The 20,894-nt window shown below is 44.9% G+C and carries 18 protein-coding genes; 4 read left to right on the forward strand and 14 right to left on the reverse strand.

Translation table 11 applies throughout. The features are described 5' to 3' along the window. Positions 1–61: 61 nt before the first annotated feature. On the reverse strand, positions 62–1,135 hold the full coding sequence (gene dinB / locus BIZ39_RS13320) for a DNA polymerase IV (protein ID WP_014950790.1): 1,074 nt from the start codon (positions 1,133–1,135) through the stop codon (positions 62–64). A 252-nt stretch (positions 1,136–1,387) separates the two neighbouring features. Here dinB and BIZ39_RS13325 point away from each other — a divergent pair, with 252 nt between their 5' ends. Continuing rightward, complete coding sequence (locus BIZ39_RS13325; RefSeq protein ID WP_044583775.1) at positions 1,388–1,630, forward strand: type II toxin-antitoxin system ParD family antitoxin; 243 nt, start codon at positions 1,388–1,390, stop codon at positions 1,628–1,630. Continuing rightward, complete coding sequence (locus tag BIZ39_RS13330) at positions 1,630–1,929, forward strand: type II toxin-antitoxin system RelE/ParE family toxin (RefSeq protein ID WP_014977463.1); 300 nt, start codon at positions 1,630–1,632, stop codon at positions 1,927–1,929. Before BIZ39_RS13325 ends, BIZ39_RS13330 begins: the two co-directional genes overlap by 1 nt. A gap of 105 nt (positions 1,930–2,034) precedes the next feature. On the opposite strand, the gene nqrM is transcribed toward BIZ39_RS13330, so the two are convergent. The 10 genes from nqrM to BIZ39_RS13380 all read right to left on the reverse strand — a co-directional run bounded on the left by nqrM (position 2,035) and on the right by BIZ39_RS13380 (position 11,858). After that, entirely contained in the window at positions 2,035–2,268 is a 234-nt protein-coding gene (gene nqrM / locus BIZ39_RS13335) for a (Na+)-NQR maturation NqrM (protein ID WP_014950791.1), read from the reverse strand. A 9-nt stretch (positions 2,269–2,277) separates the two neighbouring features. Next, a complete protein-coding gene (locus tag BIZ39_RS13340; RefSeq protein ID WP_187447202.1) occupies positions 2,278–3,303 on the reverse strand; it encodes an FAD:protein FMN transferase in 1,026 nt (341 codons plus the stop codon). 135 nt (positions 3,304–3,438) lie between these two features. Further along, entirely contained in the window at positions 3,439–4,671 is a 1,233-nt protein-coding gene (gene nqrF / locus BIZ39_RS13345) for an NADH:ubiquinone reductase (Na(+)-transporting) subunit F (RefSeq protein ID WP_187447203.1), read from the reverse strand. 20 nt (positions 4,672–4,691) lie between these two features. Further along, on the reverse strand, positions 4,692–5,300 hold the full coding sequence (gene nqrE, locus BIZ39_RS13350) for an NADH:ubiquinone reductase (Na(+)-transporting) subunit E (protein ID WP_014950794.1): 609 nt from the start codon (positions 5,298–5,300) through the stop codon (positions 4,692–4,694). A 3-nt stretch (positions 5,301–5,303) separates the two neighbouring features. Then, complete coding sequence (locus BIZ39_RS13355) at positions 5,304–5,936, reverse strand: NADH:ubiquinone reductase (Na(+)-transporting) subunit D (protein WP_014999629.1); 633 nt, start codon at positions 5,934–5,936, stop codon at positions 5,304–5,306. 10 nt (positions 5,937–5,946) lie between these two features. Further along, positions 5,947–6,711 carry a Na(+)-translocating NADH-quinone reductase subunit C gene (locus tag BIZ39_RS13360; protein ID WP_187447204.1) on the reverse strand — a complete coding sequence of 255 codons (765 nt, stop codon included), beginning with the start codon at positions 6,709–6,711 and terminating at the stop codon, positions 5,947–5,949. Further along, positions 6,701–7,903 carry an NADH:ubiquinone reductase (Na(+)-transporting) subunit B gene (locus BIZ39_RS13365; protein ID WP_014950797.1) on the reverse strand — a complete coding sequence of 401 codons (1,203 nt, stop codon included), beginning with the start codon at positions 7,901–7,903 and terminating at the stop codon, positions 6,701–6,703. Before BIZ39_RS13365 ends, BIZ39_RS13360 begins: the two co-directional genes overlap by 11 nt. 3 nt (positions 7,904–7,906) lie before the next feature. Beyond that, positions 7,907–9,247 (reverse strand): Na(+)-translocating NADH-quinone reductase subunit A, encoded by a 1,341-nt coding sequence (locus BIZ39_RS13370; protein WP_049586994.1) that lies wholly within the window; start codon positions 9,245–9,247, stop codon positions 7,907–7,909. A gap of 512 nt (positions 9,248–9,759) precedes the next feature. Next, positions 9,760–10,938, reverse strand: a complete 1,179-nt coding sequence (gene fabV / locus BIZ39_RS13375; protein WP_187447205.1) for an enoyl-ACP reductase FabV — start codon at positions 10,936–10,938, stop codon at positions 9,760–9,762. Positions 10,939–11,237: 299 nt separating this feature from the next. Next, positions 11,238–11,858 (reverse strand): FKBP-type peptidyl-prolyl cis-trans isomerase, encoded by a 621-nt coding sequence (locus BIZ39_RS13380; RefSeq protein ID WP_014950800.1) that lies wholly within the window; start codon positions 11,856–11,858, stop codon positions 11,238–11,240. 233 nt (positions 11,859–12,091) lie between these two features. Here BIZ39_RS13380 and ppc point away from each other — a divergent pair, with 233 nt between their 5' ends. Continuing rightward, positions 12,092–14,713, forward strand: a complete 2,622-nt coding sequence (gene ppc, locus BIZ39_RS13385) for a phosphoenolpyruvate carboxylase (RefSeq protein ID WP_187447206.1) — start codon at positions 12,092–12,094, stop codon at positions 14,711–14,713. 146 nt (positions 14,714–14,859) lie between these two features. Here ppc and mdh read toward each other — a convergent pair whose 3' ends face one another. After that, complete coding sequence (gene mdh, locus BIZ39_RS13390) at positions 14,860–15,798, reverse strand: malate dehydrogenase (RefSeq protein ID WP_168533964.1); 939 nt, start codon at positions 15,796–15,798, stop codon at positions 14,860–14,862. A 237-nt stretch (positions 15,799–16,035) separates the two neighbouring features. Between mdh and argR the strand changes: the two genes are divergently transcribed. Beyond that, positions 16,036–16,500: a transcriptional regulator ArgR gene (gene argR / locus BIZ39_RS13395; protein WP_014950803.1), complete on the forward strand. Its 465-nt coding sequence runs from the start codon at positions 16,036–16,038 to the stop codon at positions 16,498–16,500. Between the two features lie 65 nt (positions 16,501–16,565). Here argR and BIZ39_RS13400 read toward each other — a convergent pair whose 3' ends face one another. Together BIZ39_RS13400 and BIZ39_RS13405 are read right to left on the reverse strand one after the other, a co-directional pair. Further along, entirely contained in the window at positions 16,566–17,249 is a 684-nt protein-coding gene (locus tag BIZ39_RS13400; protein WP_014950804.1) for a type 1 glutamine amidotransferase domain-containing protein, read from the reverse strand. Positions 17,250–17,435: 186 nt separating this feature from the next. Then, entirely contained in the window at positions 17,436–20,603 is a 3,168-nt protein-coding gene (locus BIZ39_RS13405; RefSeq protein WP_187447207.1) for a TonB-dependent receptor, read from the reverse strand. Positions 20,604–20,894 lie beyond the last annotated feature (291 nt).

Genomic DNA, 20,894 nt, shown 5'->3' on the forward strand with positions numbered 1-20,894 from the left:
GTATAACAAGTGGTTAGATTGAGGCTACTGCATGTTAGTACTTAACAAGTGAGCTTATTGGCTAAATCGGTTCAAAAGGTAACACCAATTGCTGTGTTGATTGATCGGCAGCAAGACCTATATGAACGCCAACAAGACGAATACCCCGGCCTGTTGCTCGTTCGAAGGCTTCCTGCATTAACGTGCGAAAATACGCTTCATCAAGCGTGGCACAGCGGTGCTCTACCGTAGTTAGTTGGAAGTCGTTAAACTTAAGCTTAACGCCCTGCGTGCGAATACGTACAGGCTTACCCGTTCGCTTCTTGTGATTTTCCATTCGCTCTTGAAGCTTTTCAAATAAATGTGGCAAGAAGTCAATGCACTGCTCGAAGGTGTGGATGTCTTCGCTTAACGTACGCTCCACACCAATAGACTTGCGTTCACGAGATACCGATAGTTCACGTTCATCAATACCGTGAGCTCGCTCCCACAGCACACTGCCAAATTTACCCAGCTCTTTTTGAATGCGCTCAAAAGGGTATTGGCGAACATCGTCGCAGGTATTAAGCCCCATACGCTGAAGCTTTTGCATGGTGACTTTGCCTACGCCCGGTATTTTCTTTAGTGGCATTTCGCGTACAAACTCATCGAGCTTATCAGGAGTAATAACACAAATTCCATCGGGCTTATTTTCATCGCTCGCCACTTTTGCCACAAACTTACAAGGCGCAACACCTGCTGAAGCTGTAAGCCCAAGTTCATTTTTAATGCGTTCACGTATTTCTTCAGCAATTAACGTGGCGCTGCCACCGCAAAATTCACTGTTAGTCACGTCTAGGTAGGCTTCATCTAATGATAAAGGCTCAATGAGGTCGGTATAATCAGCAAATATCTTACGTATTTTTTGCGACTCGGCAGCGTACACATCCATGCGCCCTTTTACGAGGGTCAAGTTTGGGCATAGCTTTAAAGCATACGCTGTAGCCATAGCTGAGCGCACACCAAATTTTCGGGCGGGATAGTTACAGGTAGAAATAACCCCTCGACGGTCGGCACTGCCGCCTATCGCAATGGGAATATCGCGCAAGGCTGGGTTGTCGCGCATTTCAACTGCGGCGTAAAAACAATCCATGTCGACGTGGATAATTTTTCGCATTACCTGCCTTTGATCTTAACGTGCTCACACGAAACTGTACAAAAAGACAGTATATTATCAATAGCGTTTAATTACACTATGTCGTTGTCGATTCTTGATAAGATTGATGCCTCACACGCATGATTCAAGGCAATGTTGAACAGGAATTAATACAAATAAGCCCATTAATAACACTTACTTTTACTTAGGCGTAATTGCGAGTGTGAGACGATCCGGCTATATTGTAAGTAATTTACTTACAGGGTTTGTCATATGGCTAGAACAATTACATTTCAACCAAGTAGAAGTATGAGCGAATTTATCGAAGCGATGGTAAGTTCAGGCAATTATAACAATCAAAGCGAGGTAATTCGCGCTGCATTGAGACTGCTTCAAGAACAAGACGCATCGTCAAAGTTAAATGCGCTGAGGCTCTTGATTGAAGAAGGAGAACAAAGTGAAGACGACATTAATTTTTCAATGGACTCTCTTAAGAAACGGCTAGATAGTAGATAGTGACTAAATTCCGCGTTTCAAAAGCTGCTGCCAATGATCTATATGAGATCGGTGTTTATACCGAAGAGTACTGGGGCAAGGAGCAACGCAATAATTATTTAGATGACCTTGAGTCAAGATTTATCGAGCTTGCAAACGATGCCAACTCGGCGTTAGCTATACCGAGAAATGATATTAAATGGGGGTGTTTTTCTAGCTATGTGAATAAACATATGATCGTTTTTAGAAAGTTCAAATACGGTATCAGAATAATTAGGGTTCTTCATCAATCAATGGATATCGTTCGGCAACTTCAATAGAACTCAACGTTAACGAGCTAGATAGATATACTCACAGAACAAAAAAGCGCTGTCGATTAGTATCAAACAGCGCTTTTAAACCTTAAACCAACGATGGGTTAAGCATTACAAAATTTGGTTCTGCTTCCACTCGTTTAGTTTTTTCTGGCGGGCTTCTTCTTTTTCCATGCGCGACTTTTTACGGTCACACGGTTCTGGACAGTCACAGGCTTTTTCAATACCTAGTGCACCTAAGCCACCACAGCTTCCAGAGATTGATTTTTTCTGAAAAAGGTAACCTACGGCCATAGCCAGTACCATTGTTAGAAAGAAACCAAAAGCAAGAATGAATGTAGACATTGCTACCCCCTAATTATGAACTGTGACCAGTTTATCAAATTCTGGCGATGCATACTCTTCAAATCCGTCTTCTGTGCGACGAATGAGGAATACAGCGAGTTGTTCTTGCTCAGCAACCGCTATCGCTTGTTCCCATCCCATTACATTAAACGCCGTAGCCAAACCATCAGACGTCATTGAAGAAGGATGAATTACCGTAACCGAAACCAGATTATGAGAAATAGGTTTGCCCGTTGTGGGGTCGATTAGGTGCGAGTAACGAACACCATCTTCTTCGTAATAGTTACGATAGTCTCCTGATGTAGCGACTGCATTAGTACCAATAGACACCACTTTCTGAACGGCACGCTCAGTGGTAACTGGCTTTTCAATGGCAATCAGCCACTCACTGCCGTCACCGCGTTCACCTTTCACGCGCATTTCACCACCTATTTCTACAAGGTAGTTTTCAATGTTGTGCTTTTCAAGGATCTCTGCCACTTCATCAACGCCAAAACCTTTAGCAATAGTCGACAAGTCGACATAAAGCATTGGATGACTTTTCTTTAAGCCTGTAGGCGTGGTTGACAGCTTCTTATAACCCACATATTCGCGAATATCGTCGATGTCTGTCTGGCTTGGTACTTTTTCAGGGCGCTTAGTTGGTCCAAACCCCCATAAATTAACCAATGGGCCAACGGTAACATCAAGTACTCCGCCACTAAGGTTAGCCAAGCGTAATGCCTCGTTAACTACGGTTAGCGTATCTGGTGATACGGCGAAATTGTCGGTGTAGCGATATTGATTGAACCTTGATAGTTCTGACGTTGGGTCGTAAGTAGACATCATCTTGTTAACCTCAACAAGACGGGCATCTATTTCAGCTTGTAAGCCTTCTACCGGTGTCTCCGCTACAAGGTACTTAACATTGTAGGTTGTGCCCATTGTCTGCCCTTGCAGGTGTACTACAGGCGTTTTTTCGTCGCTACAGCTTGCGAGAAGTAGAATACCTACCGCAACAAAGGCGAGGAAAATTCGAATAGCAAATCGAATCACGATGTTGTCCTTAGCTAATATGCACATTACTCAATCGCTATTATGTGCATTATGCGTTTTGCTTCAACGAAAAAGGGGCTTACGCCCCTTTTAATATGCTTGAGTTTTTAAGCGAGTAGCTCTTAAATCAAACCCTTAGCCACCGAAGTCATCTAGCATGATGTTTTCGTCCTCAACACCTAAATCTTTAAGCATGTTGATTACGGCCGCGTTCATCATAGGTGGTCCACACATGTAGAACTCACAGTCTTCTGGTGCAGGGTGATCTTTCAAGTAGTTCTCAAGAAGTACTTGGTGGATGAACCCAGTGTAACCTTCCCAGTTGTCCTCTGGCTGAGGATCAGAAAGTGCTACATGCCACTCAAAGTTATCGTTTTCTGCTGCTAGCTCGTCGAAGTCTTCTGTATAGAACATTTCACGAAGTGAACGTGCACCGTACCAGAAGCTCATCTTACGCTTAGACTTAAGGCGACGAAGCTGATCGAAGATGTGTGAACGCATTGGGGCCATACCAGCACCACCACCTACGAATACCATTTCGTTGTCAGTTTCTTTCGCGAAGAATTCACCGAATGGACCAGAGATAGTCGCTTTGTCACCTTCTTTCAGGCTCCAAATGTACGATGACATTTTACCCGCAGGTAGGCTTAAGTTATTAGGTGGCGGCGTAGCGATACGCACGTTCAACATAATAATGCCTTCTTCTTCTGGGTAGTTCGCCATTGAGTAAGCACGAATAGTCTCTTCGTCTACTTTAGACTCGATGTCGAAGAAGCCAAAACGCTCCCAGTCACCGCGGTATTCTTCAGGAATATCGAACTCTTTGTACTTAACGTGGTGCGCTGGCGCTTCAATCTGAATATAACCACCTGCACGGAAAGGTACACTTTCACCGTTAGGAATTTTAAGCTTAAGTTCTTTGATAAAGGTTGCTTTGTTATCGTTAGAGATAACTTCACAATCCCACTTCTTAACACCAAATACCGACTCTTCCAGCTCAATTTCCATGTCCTGCTTGATAGCAACCTGACATGAAAGACGGCAGCCTTCGCGCGCTTCACCTTTAGTGATGTGGTCTAGTTCAGTTGGAAGGATCTCACCACCACCTGAGTGTACATCTACACGACACTGGCCACATGAGCCACCGCCACCACAAGCAGACGATACGAAGTAACCTGCGTCAGCTAATGCACCAAGTAGCTTGCCACCCGGTGCAGTTTTGATTGCCTTGTCTGGATCACCATTGATAGTGATAGTTACATCACCACTTGGTACCAATTTAGACTTGGCAAACATAATGATAAATACTAGCGCCAATACGATGGCAATAAACATGCCGACGCCAAGAAATATTTCTACGTTATTCATTTATATGCTCCCGAGCTCTATTACAGCTGAATACCAGTGAATGACTGGAAGCCAAGTGCCATTAGGCCAGCGATCATGAATACAGAACCAAGACCACGAACACCATCAGGCATATCAGCATACTTCAGCTTTTCACGTACTGCCGCTAGCAATACAATTGCTAGTGCCCAGCCCATACCACTACCAACGCCGTAAACGATGCTTTCAGTGAAGTTGTATTCACGCTGTACCGCAAACGCCACACCACCGAAGATTGCACAGTTAACGGTAATTAGCGGAAGGAAGATACCTAGTGCGTTGTAAAGCGCAGGGAAGAACTTGTCTAAGCTCATCTCTAGAATCTGTACCAACGCCGCGATAACACCGATAAACGTTAGGAAGTTAAGGAAGCTTAGGTCAGCTTCTGGGAAACCTGCCCACGCTAGTGCGCCTGGAGCTAGAATGTTTACATAAATAACTTGGTTAACGGGTACAGAGATACCTAGTACCACGATAACAGCAACACCAAGACCCATAGCAGTTTTAACTTTCTTAGATACCGCTAGGAATGTACACATACCTAAGAAAAGTGATAACGCCATGTTCTCAACGAAAATTGAGCGAACAAATAACGACAAATAATGTTCCATGACTTACTCCTTAGGCTCTACTTGCTCTGGACGGATAGTACGGATAAACCAAATCATACCGCCGATTAAGAAGAATGAGCTGAATGGTAGGATTAACAAACCGTTACCCTGATACCAGCCACCGTTTTGAACCAGTGGAAGGATTTCGAAACCTAAAATAGTACCGAAACCAAATAGCTCTTTAATTGTACCAATTACAACTAGAATGAAAGAGTAACCCAAGCCGTTACCAATACCATCAAGGAAGCTCATTAGAGGTGGGCTCTTCATGGCGTAGGCTTCAGCACGACCCATTACGATACAGTTAGTAATGATAAGACCAACGAATACCGACAGCTGCTTCGATATTTCATAGGAATACGCTTTCAGGATTTGGTCAACAACGATTACCAACGACGCAATGATGGTCATCTGGATAATAATTCGAACGCTAGATGGGATCTGGTTACGAATTAGTGAAATAAACAAGTTTGAGAACGCTACAACGCTTGTAAGCGCAAGCGACATTACCAATGCTGTTTCCAGCTTAGTGGTAATTGCCAGTGCTGAACAGATACCCAATACCTGTAGGGCGATCGGGTTGTTGTCCAGGATTGGCCCAAAGAGGGCCTTTTTCATTTCTTTAGTATCTGCCATGAGACTTCCCTTATGAACGCCATGCTTGGTTCTTCAGGAACTGGCCGAAGCCTTGCTCGCCTACCCAGTAACGAATAGTGTTTTCAACACCGTTGCTGGTTAGGGTTGCACCTGAAAGCGCATCGATAGTGTGAGGATTGCTAGGGTTAGCATTTTTCACTACGCGAATAGCAACTTCGCCATTCTCGTAAAGCTCTTTGCCGTCCCATTTGTCCTGCCATGCAGGGTTTTGCACTTCACCACCTAGTCCTGGCGTTTCTTTTTGCTGATAGTAAATAAGCTCGCGAACCGTTTGGCCGTCTGCGTCTACCGCTAAGAAACCGTACATAAGATCCCAAAGGCCGCTGCCGTGCACAGGAAGGATGATACGAGATACATCACCTGCCTCGTCGCGAACTAAGTAAACACTTGCCACGTTAGGGCGGCGTTGAAAACCAACATTGCTGTTAGTCACCTTAGTGCTGTACTCAGTTTCTTTGGCTGCTTTATACATATCGTAATCTGGCTTAGGCGCTTCTACGAAAGTACCTTCGTCAAGATTTACATAACGCTGCTCTACTCGCTCGCTGTACGTGCTTTCAATTGCGCTATTGCTCATGCCCATTTCATAAAGGCCTGCAGCATTAAGAATGTTGCTCTTTTTATCTAGAGCTGCGTTTGTTTGTTGTAGAGAGCGAAGGCCAACAGCCGCGCCAGAAACAACAATTGAACAAACTAAACATACGGCAACAACAATACCTACCGTTTTGCCTAAAGATTCTTTCTTAGCCGACACGTGCTACCCTCCGCTTGATATTGCTTTGTGCGACGAAATAGTCGAACAGTGGCGCCCACAAGTTAGCAAATAGAATTGCTAGCATTACACCTTCAGGGAAGGCTGGGTTTAGGACGCGGATTAGTACCGTCATGAAACCAATGAAGATACCGTAAGCCCACTTACCTTGGTTTGTAAACGACGCAGAAACTGGGTCTGTCGCCATAAAGAACATACCAAAAGCAAGACCACCAACAACAAAGTGCCAATGTGCAGGCATTGCAAACATAGGGTTGGTATCGCTGCCGATTAGGTTTAGCAAGGTTGCGAAGAACGCCACACCAATTGCTACACCAGCAACAATGCGCCAGCTTGCTATACGCATGTACATGATGAACAAGCCACCAAGAATAATAGCAAGGGTAGACACCTCACCCGCTGAACCTGAGATAGTACCGATGAAGCTGTTCATCCACTGATCCATGTTCGCGTAATCAAGGTTGCCTGAAGCCGCTTGGCTTAGAGACGTTGCACCAGAATAACCATCTGCCGCTACCCATACTTGGTCACCTGAAATTTGCGCAGGATACGCAAAGTAAAGGAATGCACGACCAGACAATGCTGGGTTAAGGAAGTTACGACCTGTACCACCGAATACTTCTTTAGCAATTACAACACCGAAGGTAATACCTAGTGCAACTTGCCATAGAGGAATAGTAGCTGGAAGTGTTAGTGCGAATAGTACCGATGTAACGAAGAAACCTTCGTTAACTTCGTGCTTGCGCACAGACGCGAACAATACTTCCCAGAAACCACCTACCGCGAACGTTACCGCGTAGATTGGCAGCCAGAAACATGCGCCATAGAAGAATAGACCTAGTGTACCCGCATTTGCCAAGTCACCGCCAAGGGCTGCGAATAGGCCTGCTTGCCACGTATCAGGTAGTGTTCCTGCGCCAGCAGCAATTGCTTCTTGCGCTTGGAAACCAATGTTATACATACCAAAGAACATAGCTGGGAATGTTGCCATCCATACCATGATCATGATGCGCTTAAGGTCAATGCTGTCACGCACGTGCGTGTTAGCTTTATTTACTTTACCTGGGGTGTAGAAAATGGTCGCCGCAGCTTCGTAAAGCGCATACCACTTTTCATGCTTACCACCTGGTTCGAAGTTTGGTTCGATCTTTTCTAAATACGCTTTTAAACCCATGACTTAACCCTCTTTCTCTATCGTGGTCAAACAGTCGCGTAAGATAGGAGCGTAGTTGTATTTGCCAGGGCATACATAAGTACACAATGCCAAATCTTCTTCGTCCAACTCTAAGCAACCCAACGTCTGAGCACCGTCAGTATCACCAGAAATCAGGTCCCTAAGCAGAAGCGTAGGAATGATATCTAGGGGCATAACGCGTTCGTAATTACCAATTGGAACCATAGAACGTTCAGAACCATTGGTAGTTGTTGTCATATCAAATTTCTTGCCGCCACTTAGGTGACCTAAGTAAGCACGAGTCACTGAGTGTTGGTTTGAACCAGGTAGGATCCAACCGAACAATTTCTTCTCGCGACCTTCTTTTAGTAGTGAAACTTGGGTGTGGAAACGACCAAGGAAGCCGTGAACGCCCATCGCTGTCGTACCGCTAAGTACAGAACCAGAGATAACACGTACTTCACCGTCTACTTGCTCGCTAGCAGTAAGCTCGGTCAAGTCTGCGCCCATTACGGTGCGCACTAGGCGTGGGTTAGTTGCTGCAGGACCTGCAAGTGAAATAACACGACGGTTATCTAGCTCACCAGAGGTCAACAATGCACCAATTGCCATTACGTCTTGGTAGTTGATGTGCCAAACCGTTTTGTTCATGCCAGCAGAATCAAGGAAGTGGATGTGAGTACCCGGTAAGCCCGCAGGGTGAGGACCGCCAAATTCTTCAACATCGACTGCCGCATCGCCAGTAGCAACAGATGCACCTGCCGCTTTACAAACGTAAGTCTTGCCACCGCTCAATTGCGTTAATGCTTTAAGACCATTTACGAAATCGTCTTGGCGCTCAGCAATAATCACTGCAGGATCTGCGGCTAGTGGATTGGTATCCATTGCTGTAACGAAAATTGAACTTGGAACAGAGTCTAGCTTAGGAGATTTGCTAAATGGACGTGTACGGAACGCTGTCCACATGCCTGACTCTACAAGGATTGACTGAAGTTGCTCGCGTGTTGCGCTCGCGATCTGGTCAGCTGCAATTTTATCAAATGTCACAGCATCGCTGCCGTTCGTTTTGATAACTACAGACTGAAGAACACGTTTTGCACCACGGTTAACCTCTACCACTTCACCCGCTGCTGGGGCAGTGAATTTAACGCCAGGATTCTTTTTATCTTCAAAAAGAACCTGACCTTTCTTCACTACATCGCCAACTTGGACGTGCATGGTAGGGCGCATACCCACATATTCTTCTCCCAGAATGGCAACGCGCGTTGCAGCAGATGCATCAGCAATCTCCTGCTTTGGCGCTCCCTCAATTGGGAGGTCGAGACCTTTCTTGATTTTTATCATATGTAATCGCACTACTCTAATAGAAATACCCTTTTGCATGACCGCAGAAAACCTGCCTGTCAGCATGCAAAAGCGCACTATTAACAGGTGTAGAACACCTTTTCGTTGTTGATTGATGGAACTTGCTGCAATTGCTACGGTCAGCCTGTTATGAAGCCGTAACGCATAATTCCTTTTGCGGACGCTTAATTCGCCCTTTCTTTATAGACCACCAGCAGAAATTTACGCTCATTATTGTTTTTGTGTAGCTGCAATCGCTACTGCTGTTTTGGTAGAGGCAGAAAAGACCCCTACTTAATTTCGGGATTTTAGCATTAACCTATACGTTTGTGCCACGCTATTTCTAGATAAAGGCAAATTTTTCTACAATTTAATGTAAACCTTTGGTCTTATTCATTTACATTTTCCAAATCCATATGCCGTATCAACTTGTAATCAGGTACAAAAAAGCCGTCAAATCAGACGGCTTTTGCGCATATAAGCATTAGGTTAATTAATGGTAAGTTTAGGTTTTACCAATTAATCATTGGGTCAACTTCACTGTCGTAATCAACACTTGAAATGTCAAAACCGAACAGTTTTAAGAACTCATGGTTGTAACCTTTGTAGTCACTTAAGTCATGAAAGTTCTCTTGTGTCACTTGATCCCATAGCGCCTTAATTTTTGCCTGTGTTGCGTCGTTAGTTTCTTTGCCATCCATGCGATAGCGATTTGCTTCATCTAACGTTGGTGTATTGCCGTACAGGCACTGTGTAAACAAGCCATGAATCTGCTCAATACACCCTTCGTGGGTGCCTTCCTCTTTCATCACTTTGTAAATAAGTGAAATATACAGAGGCATTACAGGAATGGCTGAGCTTGCCTGCGTTACCAGTGCTTTCAACGAGCTCACATTGGCTTGCACAAGCAAATCACTGTTTTTACCAATAATGGCTGCGGCAGCGCGATCTAGGTCTTCCTTCGCTTTACCAATCGTCGCTTGACCATAAATAGGCCATGTTAGTTCTTTACCGATATAGGTATATGCGGTGGTTTTACAGCCTTCAGCAAGCACATCGGCTTCACGTAAAAAGTCCATCCAACGCTCCCAGTCTTCCCCACCCATCACTTTGATGGTGTTAAGGATCTCTTCGTCGTTGGCTGGCTCTAGCGATACCTCATGTACTTTGTCTTTATCAGTATCATAAGTTTTTGTGGTGTACGCCTGCCCTACAGGCTTAAGCGTAGATTTATACGTTACACCTGTTTCTGGGTCGGTTCTACGCGGGGATGCAAGGCTATAAATGACCAAATCAACCTTGCCCATTTCAGCCTTAATCTTTTCGATGGTTTCATTTTTGATTTCATCAGAAAAAGCATCGCCATTAATGGTCTCTGCATACAAGCCCTTTGCTTTGGCTTTTTCATGGAATGCAGCGGTGTTGTACCAACCCGCAGTACCTGTTTTGCGTTCTGTTGGTGCTTTTTCAAAGCACACACCCAGCGTTTTAGCGCCATAGCCAAACGCAGAAGTAATGCGTGATGCTAAGCCGTATCCCGTTGAGCAACCAATAACCAAAACATTTTTAGGGCCTTCGCCTAAGTCGCCTTTTGCTTCTACATAAGCAATTTGCTCGTCAACCGCCGTTGCACAGCCAACAGGGTGCGCGTTTGTACAAATGAAGCCTCTCACTTTAGGCTTGATAACCATAATAATTTTCCTTATTTGAGCGTGGGGCTATTGTAATGCCGAAGCCACTGATAACAACTCGGAGCAGATGAAACCTAGCATATCGCAAACGCAAGGCGACACCAATGAAACAACGTGCCAAATTTAGGTTTGCTTTGTATTTACGAGAAAAGACAGAGAAGAAAAGAGATAGGAAAAAGAAACATTAGGCCATATCGCTAAATTTAACGAAGTGCGGGCTAATATTTAAAGTGCGATGAACTATGAATAAGAAGAGATGGAACACAGGTGTACAGAACTGCACACCTGTAAACAACACATTAACCTAGAACGTCTAGAAGCTCTACGTCAAAGATAAGCGTGCTGTATGGTGCAATAGCTGCACCCGCACCTTGCTCACCGTAAGCAAGATCATGTGGCACGTATAAACGGTACTTAGCACCTACTTTCATAAGTTGAAGTGCTTCAGTCCAACCTTTAATAACGCCGCCTACTGGGAATTCAGCTGGCTGGCCGCGCTCGTAAGAGCTGTCAAAGGTAGTACCGTTGATAAGTGTACCGTGGTAGTGAACACGTACAGTGCTAGCCGCAACTGGCGTTTCACCGTCACCTTCAGCGATAACTTCGTACTGAAGACCAGACTCAGTAACGGTTACTTCGTCACGCTTCGCATTTTCTTCAAGGTACTTAGTGCCTTCTTCAATAACCGCTTTGCTCGCTTCTTCTTTAGCCGCTTGCATACGCTTGTGAATCTCGCCGAACGCATCACGTAGTGTGTCGTTGTCAACCTGAGGCGCTTGACCTGCGAAGGCGTCTTTTAGGCCAGCTACAACAGCGTCAATCGCTAGTCCGTCAAACGGATTTGATTGTAATTGTTGACCCATTTGAAAACCAATGCCGTAACTTGCTTGGGTTTCTACTGTATTGAATGTATCAGTCACAAGAACTCCTGAAATTAAATTACAAATGCAGTACAAATTTCAAACAAAACGCATAACGCGAGAATGTTTCTGCATTTTCCGGTGCAAGAGTGTATCACACCACAAAATATCTTGCTTTGAGCAATGTTAACTAGGGTGCAAAAGTATCAAAATGTTGTAAATTATAACCGAAAGTGGTTAGACAAGTCGCAAAGGACACAGTATGGTTAGGCCCATATATTTAGGAGGAAAGCATGCAAACACACTACGATGCTGAACTGAAAGATACCGTTCGATACCTTGGTAAAACCCTTGGTGAAACAATCAAAAATCAATTAGGTCAAGAGTGGCTAGACCGTATTGAAAAGATTCGAAAAGGCGGCCGAGCTTCTTATCAGGGAGACGCTACTTGTAGCGAAGAACTGAAAGAAACTTTCAAAACAATGTCTGACAGCGATTTGCTTACTGTTGGCCGTGCCTTCGCACAATTCTTGAACTTAGGTAATATTGCCGAGCAAGAATACAACGCAGCAATGAATGTTGATGCATCGATAGATGCACTGTTCAAACACCTAGATAAAGCTGAGTTAACCGCAGAAAAAGTTCAAGATGCGGTTGCTAAGCTAAACATCGATCTTGTACTGACCGCGCATCCTACTGAAGTTACGCGCCGTACACTTATCCACAAACATAAAGAATTGGCGAACTGCCTTCAGGCCATTCACCAAGAATCGCTTAATGACGTTGAGCGTAAAAAAATTGAAACCCGCATTGCCGACCTAATTGCACAGGCTTGGCACACTGAAGAAATTCGCTCTGTACGCCCTACACCTGTTGATGAAGCGCGCTGGGGCTTCTCAGTTATTGAAAACTCATTATGGGAAGCAGTACCTGACTTCATGCGCGAACTTGATGGTCGTTTGAACGAAGACTACGATGTATCGCTACCGCTAGACTCGTCACCAGTACAATTTAGCTCTTGGATGGGCGGCGACAGAGACGGTAACCCATTTGTAACGTCAAAAGTAACCGAGCAAGTATTGCTGCTGGCAAGAAAGCGTGCAGCCAAGCTTTTCGCGATAGATCTTGATCGCTTGCAGGTTGAGCTTTCAATGTACGACTGCAACGACGTGTTACGCGAAAAAGTCGGCGACGCCAACGAGCCATACCGCGCCCTTCTTCGTCCACTTGTTGACAAGTTCATCGCAACCCGCGATGGCATTAGCGACTACTTAGCAGGTAAAAACCCAGATACTTCAAACTGGATAGAAAGCGACGATGAGCTAATCGAGCCGTTAATGCTTTGCTACCAGTCATTGTTAGACTGCGGTATGCAGGTCGTGGCAAACGGACTGTTACTAGACACTATTCGCCGTGCTCGAGTATTCGGTATTCACCTTCTGCGCCTTGATGTACGTCAGGACTCTGAACGTCATGCCGACGTCTTTAGCGAACTAACTCGCTATCTTGGTCTTGGTGACTACGCTCAGTGGAGCGAAGCCGACAAGCAGGCGTTCTTATTACGCGAGCTTGGCTCAAAACGCCCGCTTTTCCCTGCTCAATGGGACGCCTCTGACGACGTAAAAGAAGTACTTGATACGTGTAAGGTAATTGCGAAGCACAGCAAGCACGGCTTTGGTATTTATATCATCTCTATGGCCAGTGAGCCGTCAGATGTCATGGCGGTTCAGCTGCTACTTCAAGAAAGTGGTGTAGATTGGCCAATGCCAGTGGCGCCATTGTTCGAGACGCTAGACGATTTGAACAACTCGCCTGACGTAATGCGCAAACTTCTGTCTATCGACTGGTATCGCGGTTACGTTAAAGGTCGTCAATTCGTTATGATTGGTTATTCAGATTCAGCCAAAGACGCAGGTGCACTTGCTGCGGGCTGGGCTCAATACCAATCACAAGAAGCCTTGGTTGCGATTGCTGATGAGTTTGACGTAAGCCTGACGCTATTCCACGGCCGTGGCGGTACAATTGGTCGTGGTGGCTTGCCAGCACATGCTGCCATTTACTCTCAGCCTCCTGGCTCGCTAGACGGCGGCTTCCGCGTAACTGAGCAAGGCGAAACTATTCGCTATAAATTCGGTATGCCTAAGCTGGCTAAACGCAGCCTAGGTATTTACGCCAGCGCCATAATTGAAGCCATGTTGTTCCCGCCTCCGGCACCAAAAGAAGAATGGCGAGAGCTTATAACTGCAATGGCAGCCCAAGGTCGCGATAACTACCGTGCAACCGTGCGTCACGATAAAGAGTTCGTACCTTACTTCCGTGTTGCAACGCCAGAGCAAGAGTTAGGCAAACTCCCACTAGGTAGTCGTCCAGCGAAGCGTAAGCCACAAGGTGGTATTGAGAGCCTACGTGCGATTCCATGGATATTTGCCTGGGCACAAACCCGTTTGGTACTGCCAAGCTGGTTAGGCGTTATGCGCGCTATCGATAGCGTGAAGACACCGGAAAATGAAAAAGTGGTTAACGAGATGTTCAGCGAATGGCCGTTCTATCGTTCACGTCTTTCAATGCTGGACATGGTGTTCCATAAAGCCGATCCGCGTATCAGTGAAGCTTATGATGAGCGCTTAGTACCCAAAGAGCTTAAACACTTTGGTGAAGCTCTGCGTGCCGAGCTTAAAGAAAGCATCTCGTCGCTACTGGCTATAACCGGTGACGGCGACATCATGAAGAACGACCCGCAGGGTAAAGAGTCTATGGAGATCCGTGCAGGATATCTTCAGCCCCTCCACTACCTGCAAATTGAGCTTCTGGATCGTATTCGTAAAGCCGGTGACGATGCACAAAACACCAGCCTAGAGCGTGCCATGATGGTTACCATCGCGGGTATTGCAATTGGTATGCGTAATACAGGCTAGAGCCCAATGAACGCGTAACGTTATAATGAAAAGCCTGCTCATTGAGCAGGCTTTTTTTGTAATGTCTTAAATGCAAAAAAGGCTGGGTACGTAAGAACGTATCCAGCCTTTTCTAGCGGATGCTAGTACATCCGCTTCAGGCGCTATTAGCCGTTTACGAAGTCAACGCCTAGCTTGATGTCGCCACGTAGGCCTTCAAGCATGTCGTTTTTCGCTTTTTCTTCGAATGCGCTTAGCTCGCCGTATGGCAAGATTTCTTCAACACCGTTTGCGCCTAGGCGAACTGGGTGTGCAAAGAATGCTGCGTCGCCGCTGTCGTCAGTTTGTACATAAGTGTACTCAACCACGTTCTCACCTTGCATTGCTGCAACTAGTGATAGACAGAAGCGTGCCGCTGCTTGACCCATTGACAGGGTTGCAGAACCGCCGCCCGCTTTAGCTTCAACAACTTCAGTACCCGCGTTTTGGATACGAGTAGTTAGGCTAGCAACTTCTTCGTCTGTGAACTCTACGCCTTCAACTTGTGAAAGTAGAGGAAGGATAGTTGTACCAGAGTGACCACCGATTACCGGTACGTGCACAGAAGATACGTCTACACCTTTAAGTTCAGCAACAAACGTTTCAGCACGGATAACGTCTAGTGTCGTTACACCAAAAAGCTTGTTCTTGTCATAAACGCCTTTTGCTTTAAGCGTTTCAGCTGCAATAGCAACAGTAGTGTTAACTGGGTTAGTGATGATACCAACACACGCGTTCGGGCAGTTATCAGCTACACCTTCAATTAGGTTTTTAACAATGCCGGCGTTGATGTTGAATAGATCAGAACGATCCATACCTGGCTTACGAGGCATACCCGCTGGAATTAGAACAACGTCTGCTCCAGTTAGTGCATCAGCTAGGTCATCTTTACCGTGACCGGTTACTTTTACCGCAGTGGGGATGTGGCTCAAATCAACGGCAACACCAGGAACAACTGGCGCTACGTCGTAAAGCGCTAAATCTGAACCTGCTGGCAATTGTGTTTTCAACAACAAAGACAGCGCCTGACCAATACCACCGGCAGCACCTAACACGGCTACTTTCATACCATTTCTCCTATGGGATTACTTCACGTATTTAAACGGAACGTCACACTAATGCAACGCGGGGGAAAACTCAATCACCGGATCGTCTTATTAACGTTATTTATGGCGATTTTATCTCGATATTCATTATCATGAATGATTATGCAAAGAAATTGCGCAAAGTCTACCTGTACGGCACAATATACGCATACTAAATATAATTCCTAACGATAACCCTCAAAAAAGAAAAGAGCGCTAATGGCAAACGCAAAACAAGAGCTACTCATCAAAGCTTTTAAAGAAATTCTTAAAGCAGAAAGTTACGGTTCACAGGGCGAAATTGTTGATGCATTAAAAGCACAAGGCTTCGACAACATCAGCCAATCTAAAATCTCTAGAATGCTAAGCAAATTCGGCGCGGTACGCACGCGAAATGCCCGAGGTGACATGGTGTATTGCTTGCCTCCAGAGCTAGGTATGCCTACGGCTAAAAGCCCTCTTAAACAGCTGGTACTGGATATCGTTCACAACAACGTAATGGTAATCATTAGAACCAGCCCTGGTGCTGCACAGCTTATTGCGCGCTTGCTTGACTCATTAAGTAAGAAAGACGGAGTTTTGGGCACCATAGCAGGTGACGACACTATTTTCATCGCGCCAGCGGATGTGTCTAGAATCGAAGAACTAAGACAGCGTGTTGAAGACCTGTTTGAGAACGTTTAGGTAGCCACGCTATTAAAACGGTGCCCTCTCATTGAGGGCACTATATATTCTGCTGTTCGCTGACGCTAACTCAATAGCTTAATCAGCGCATCGGCTGCTGGTCGTGATGACGGCGGATTCTGTCCCGTCACCAGTAACCCGTCGGTACACACTTTTACAGCAAAATTGTCGGCGCTCTCATACTTACCGCCTTTTTTAACCAGTTCATCTTCAACCAGATAAGGCACTACGTCTGTAAGTTCCATTGCAGCTTCTTCACTGTTTGAAAATCCGGTAACAGATTTTCCCTCTACCAGGTATTTGCCATCAGGCGTTTTAACGTCCTTAAGCACAATTGGCGCGTGACATACTGCCCCAACGGGTTTATTAGCTGCGATAGTGTCTTCGATTAGTTTTATCGAGTGCACATTGTCAGAAAGGTCCCACAACGGACCGTGTCCCCCTGGATAGAACACCGCGTCAAACTCTTCAGCTCTCACATCTTCAAGCGGAATAGTCGACGCTATAGCGCTACGCGCCAGCTCATCTTTCGTATATCGCATAGCGTCATCGGTCATTGCATCGTCAGCCAGACTATTGGGATCGATAGGCACTTGCCCTCCCATGGGTGACGCCAAAGTTATCGTATATCCTTGGTCTTTAAATGCGTAGTACGGCGCAGCAAACTCTTCCAACCACATGCCTGTCTTTTTGCCGGTATCACCCATAATTTCGTGAGATGTCATTACCATTAGCATACGTTTTGACATAAGCCCTCCTTGCGAGCATTTAAAAATTTGTCGTCAATTACTTCGGCTAATGTACGTAGTTAGATCATTAAAAAAGCGGAGGATCGTTTGATTGCATGATTGTGAGATTAATGGCGGGCATAAAAAAGTGCCACTTCCTGTTAAGGAGAGTGGCACCTAACACTACAATAGGTTCACACCATTGGATTAGAAGCTGTACTTAACACCAACTCGGATTTGCCATAATGATTGCTCATTAAAGAATCCATTTTGATTAGTGTTACCTTCAAAGAACTCGTTGTACGTATATGTACCATCGCTATTTAGCGATGCATCAAGTACAGGAGCTGAAACGAATGGACCAATTTTACGAACGCCCCAATCATCATTTAAGAAGTTACCAACGTTCTTAAGGATGAAGTATGCACTTGCGCGATGACCTTTCATGAAACCAGGAAGTTGCTGGTCAATACGGAAGTCAACTCGAGAATACCATTCAGCATTTTCAGAGTTACGCTCAAGGATTTCGCCGCGAGCAAAACCACCTTCATCGATGAATGAGTTGAATGCACCTAAGTCGAAGCCTTCTGCATACGTCACGTTTGGATCATCAACTTCTGGGATGTAAAGAAGTGCATTGTTTGTTCTAAACTGCGCGTCGCCGATCGTGATACCGTCAAAGGTGTACGAGAATGGACGACCTTGCTGGCGAGATCCGAATAGCGAGAAGCTTGTTTTGTAACCGTCAACAATTTCAGTCGAATAACGCAAGTTAAACGTAAAGCGATGTGGCACTTCGTAGTTCGAAGTTGCGATACCAGGGTTTAACGGGTCTGATGAAGCAAAGTTAGTAAAGTTCGAGAACGCTACTGAACTTGCCATTGGTGTAACGTCTTCAGAGCGGTTGTATGCATAACCGAATGAAGCATCTAAACCAAAGTCATATTCTTTTTGAACAGCAAAAGAGATAGTGGTCGACTTGCCATCTTCACGAGCATTGGTAAGTACTAAGTCACTCTTACGGAAGTTACGGAAAACAGCGTCACCATCGTCATTAGTTCCAACTTGAATATAGTCGTAGATAGGTCGACCGTCAGCTGCAAAAGTAACGTTTTCTGTGTCCCAACCAACATTTATGATTTGTGCACTATCTTGCTTCTTGTTGTGAAGAATATCTGCTTGGAATACATAATCGCTGTCTGTTACCCAAGTGAAACCAAGATTGAACTTCCATTCGCTAGGAATCTCAAAATCAGGGTCTACGGCATTCGTTGAAGGCTCATTACCCAAAGATGGATCTGCATCAGCAACTTCATCAAACATCTCTTGAAGTGGTGAGTAAATTAGGCGACCACCATTAACCAGCGGAACCGTGTTACCGTTCTCATCGAACAACTCAAAATCACTGCGATAAGTATCAATATTTGTAATACCGTCGTTAGAGAAAGAGTTTGATAGCCAAACGTTAGGGTTACCACCAGAGTATAGGCCTACACCACCACGTACTTCCATATTGTCATTCAATGTATAGTTGAAGCCAAAGCGAGGCTGCAATAAATCAATTCCATCGAATGTTGAAGTGTTGTCATAACCATAGCGTTGAGCAAATACTTCATTGCGCTTAGGCTTGTCATCACTGCTGTATTTGTCATAACGAAGACCGAACAACAAAGTTAGGTCATCAAGGATCCACTCGTCTTGAACATAAAGCGTGTTCGTTTCATAAGAGAATCGTTGCGCTGCGTCCTGAGGATTATTTGTGCCAGCAGAGTTGTTGTAGTAGATGTCGTCAGCCAAACCAGCTTCAAAATCATCAATAGTTTCGAAACGGTATTCACCAATAGTATGTTGCATGAACAAGTTAAATGCTTCTAGCTCTTCATACTCATAACCGAATGTAATTGTATGGTTATCTAGGTAGTACGTACCAGCGAACTTGGCAGTTGTGCTATTCCAATCCATTTCGTTAGATTGACGAGAGTCATCTGGACCGAAAAAGACGTCTGCACCGTTTACTCTATCGATGCGAATTTCACCAAAACCACTGTCAGCATCTAGTGAGTTTTGACGGTTGGTAAGCTTGATTCGACCTAAGCGAACTTCGGTAGAGAAGTCGTCGGTCCAGTCTGAGTACAATGAAGCAACTGTTGAATTAAGCTTTGCACCTACTTCGTAGAAATGGCTATCTAAAGAAAGAGCTGTCGAGTAGTCATCAGATTGGTCGATTCTAAAGCCATCGTTATAGTTATAAACTAATGATGCACGGTGAGCGTCGTTGATGTTCCAATCAAGCTTAACAAGTACTTTCTCGTCTTCCACAGGCATTGAGCCAGGCGTACCGCCGATATCGTAATCGTAAACACGTGACGCAATTTCACGAATGCGATCGATATCTTGTTGTGATACTTGGTTACCTAGAGGGCCGTAAGAGAAGATTTGAGCGCCTTCAAGTTTTTCATAAGCACCAAAGAAGAAAAGTTCATCTTTGATTAGTGGAAGACCAACGTTTACACCGTAGCGCTTTTCAGTAAAGTCGCCTGTATCAACGTCTGTATCTTCTACTTTATCACCCATTAATGAATCACTAGTGTAATCATAGAAAGCACTACCGTGAACTTCATTTGTACCCGATTTTGTAACTGCGTTGATGTTACACGCCGTAAAACCACCGTATTGCACGTCAAATGGTGCAAGCTCAACGGTTACTTGGTCAATTGCATCGAAAGAGAATGGCATTCTAACAGTCGGATAACCATTTTGGTTCAAACCGAAACTGTCGTTCATACGAACACCATCAACAGTTAGTGCACTAAAACGTGGGTTACCACCACCACAGATGATCGCCTCTTCGCCGTCGCTTTCAGAAATACTAATACGAGGATCTACACGAACGATATCTTTTAGGTCACGGTTTGCAGAAGGAGCAGACTCTAAATCTTCAAGATTGAATGTTGACGCAGGACTTTTTTGACCGAATACGTCGTACCCCATTTGAGAAGCTGTAACTTGAATTCTTTCAACGTCAGCTTCGTCAGTTAGCGCTAAATTAAGAACTAAAGGCTCACCTAGTTGCAAATAAACATCACTTATGACTTTATCATCAAACTTATCTGAATCAAATTCAACAGTATAAGGACCACCTACGCGTAGACCTTGAGAGCTAAATTGCCCTGCGTTGTTAACTTGAACGGTTTTTCTGGCGCCAGTGGGGACGTGGGTAATAATAACTGTAGTTCCTGCTGCTGGAGCTCCTGCTGGACCAACTAGGCTACCTTTAATTGATGAAGACGTTTCTTGCGCCATTACAGCGGTAGACAACCCGATGGACAGCGCAACAGCAGCCGCAATACGGCTGAATTTAGCTGGAGAGTTCATGTGTGTGTTTCCCTTTTTGTTTAAAATTCTTTTTTATGGACTTGCGCAGGGCGTTGTCCCTATCAAGACCACTTACTATTCTAGTACCACGAAGAATTGTTATCGAGATTCATGTCAAATTTATTACAGTTTTACATTTTTGTTTAACACCAATTGCCCGACGCTAGTGACTTTGTAAAAAATTACTTGACCATGTAGTCAAGTTAACTTACTTGTTATTGTTGTTGTCTATCTGCAGCAATTGGACAGTGCTATTCTTGGCAGATGTGCGACTAATAAACAGCGTTTAAT

The organism is Alteromonas sp. BZK5 (assembly GCF_014349115.1).
GTDB classification, from domain to species: Bacteria; Pseudomonadota; Gammaproteobacteria; order Enterobacterales; family Alteromonadaceae; genus Alteromonas; species Alteromonas macleodii.

Bases quoted from the DNA above. Each gene is read 5' to 3' on its own strand.
- BIZ39_RS13365 (WP_014950797.1), bottom strand. From the start codon at position 7,903: ATGGGTTTAAAAGCGTATTTAGAAAAGATCGAACCAAACTTCGAACCA.
- BIZ39_RS13370 (WP_049586994.1), bottom strand. From the start codon at position 9,247: ATGATAAAAATCAAGAAAGGTCTCGACCTCCCAATTGAGGGAGCGCCA.
- mdh (WP_168533964.1), bottom strand. From the start codon at position 15,798: ATGAAAGTAGCCGTGTTAGGTGCTGCCGGTGGTATTGGTCAGGCGCTG.
- dinB (WP_014950790.1), bottom strand. From the start codon at position 1,135: ATGCGAAAAATTATCCACGTCGACATGGATTGTTTTTACGCCGCAGTT.
- argR (WP_014950803.1), top strand. From the start codon at position 16,036: ATGGCAAACGCAAAACAAGAGCTACTCATCAAAGCTTTTAAAGAAATT.
- fabV (WP_187447205.1), bottom strand. From the start codon at position 10,938: ATGGTTATCAAGCCTAAAGTGAGAGGCTTCATTTGTACAAACGCGCAC.
- ppc (WP_187447206.1), top strand. From the start codon at position 12,092: ATGCAAACACACTACGATGCTGAACTGAAAGATACCGTTCGATACCTT.
- BIZ39_RS13325 (WP_044583775.1), top strand. From the start codon at position 1,388: ATGGCTAGAACAATTACATTTCAACCAAGTAGAAGTATGAGCGAATTT.
- BIZ39_RS13405 (WP_187447207.1), bottom strand. From the start codon at position 20,603: ATGAACTCTCCAGCTAAATTCAGCCGTATTGCGGCTGCTGTTGCGCTG.
- nqrE (WP_014950794.1), bottom strand. From the start codon at position 5,300: ATGGAACATTATTTGTCGTTATTTGTTCGCTCAATTTTCGTTGAGAAC.
- nqrM (WP_014950791.1), bottom strand. From the start codon at position 2,268: ATGTCTACATTCATTCTTGCTTTTGGTTTCTTTCTAACAATGGTACTG.
- nqrF (WP_187447203.1), bottom strand. From the start codon at position 4,671: ATGAATAACGTAGAAATATTTCTTGGCGTCGGCATGTTTATTGCCATC.
- BIZ39_RS13400 (WP_014950804.1), bottom strand. From the start codon at position 17,249: ATGTCAAAACGTATGCTAATGGTAATGACATCTCACGAAATTATGGGT.
- BIZ39_RS13355 (WP_014999629.1), bottom strand. From the start codon at position 5,936: ATGGCAGATACTAAAGAAATGAAAAAGGCCCTCTTTGGGCCAATCCTG.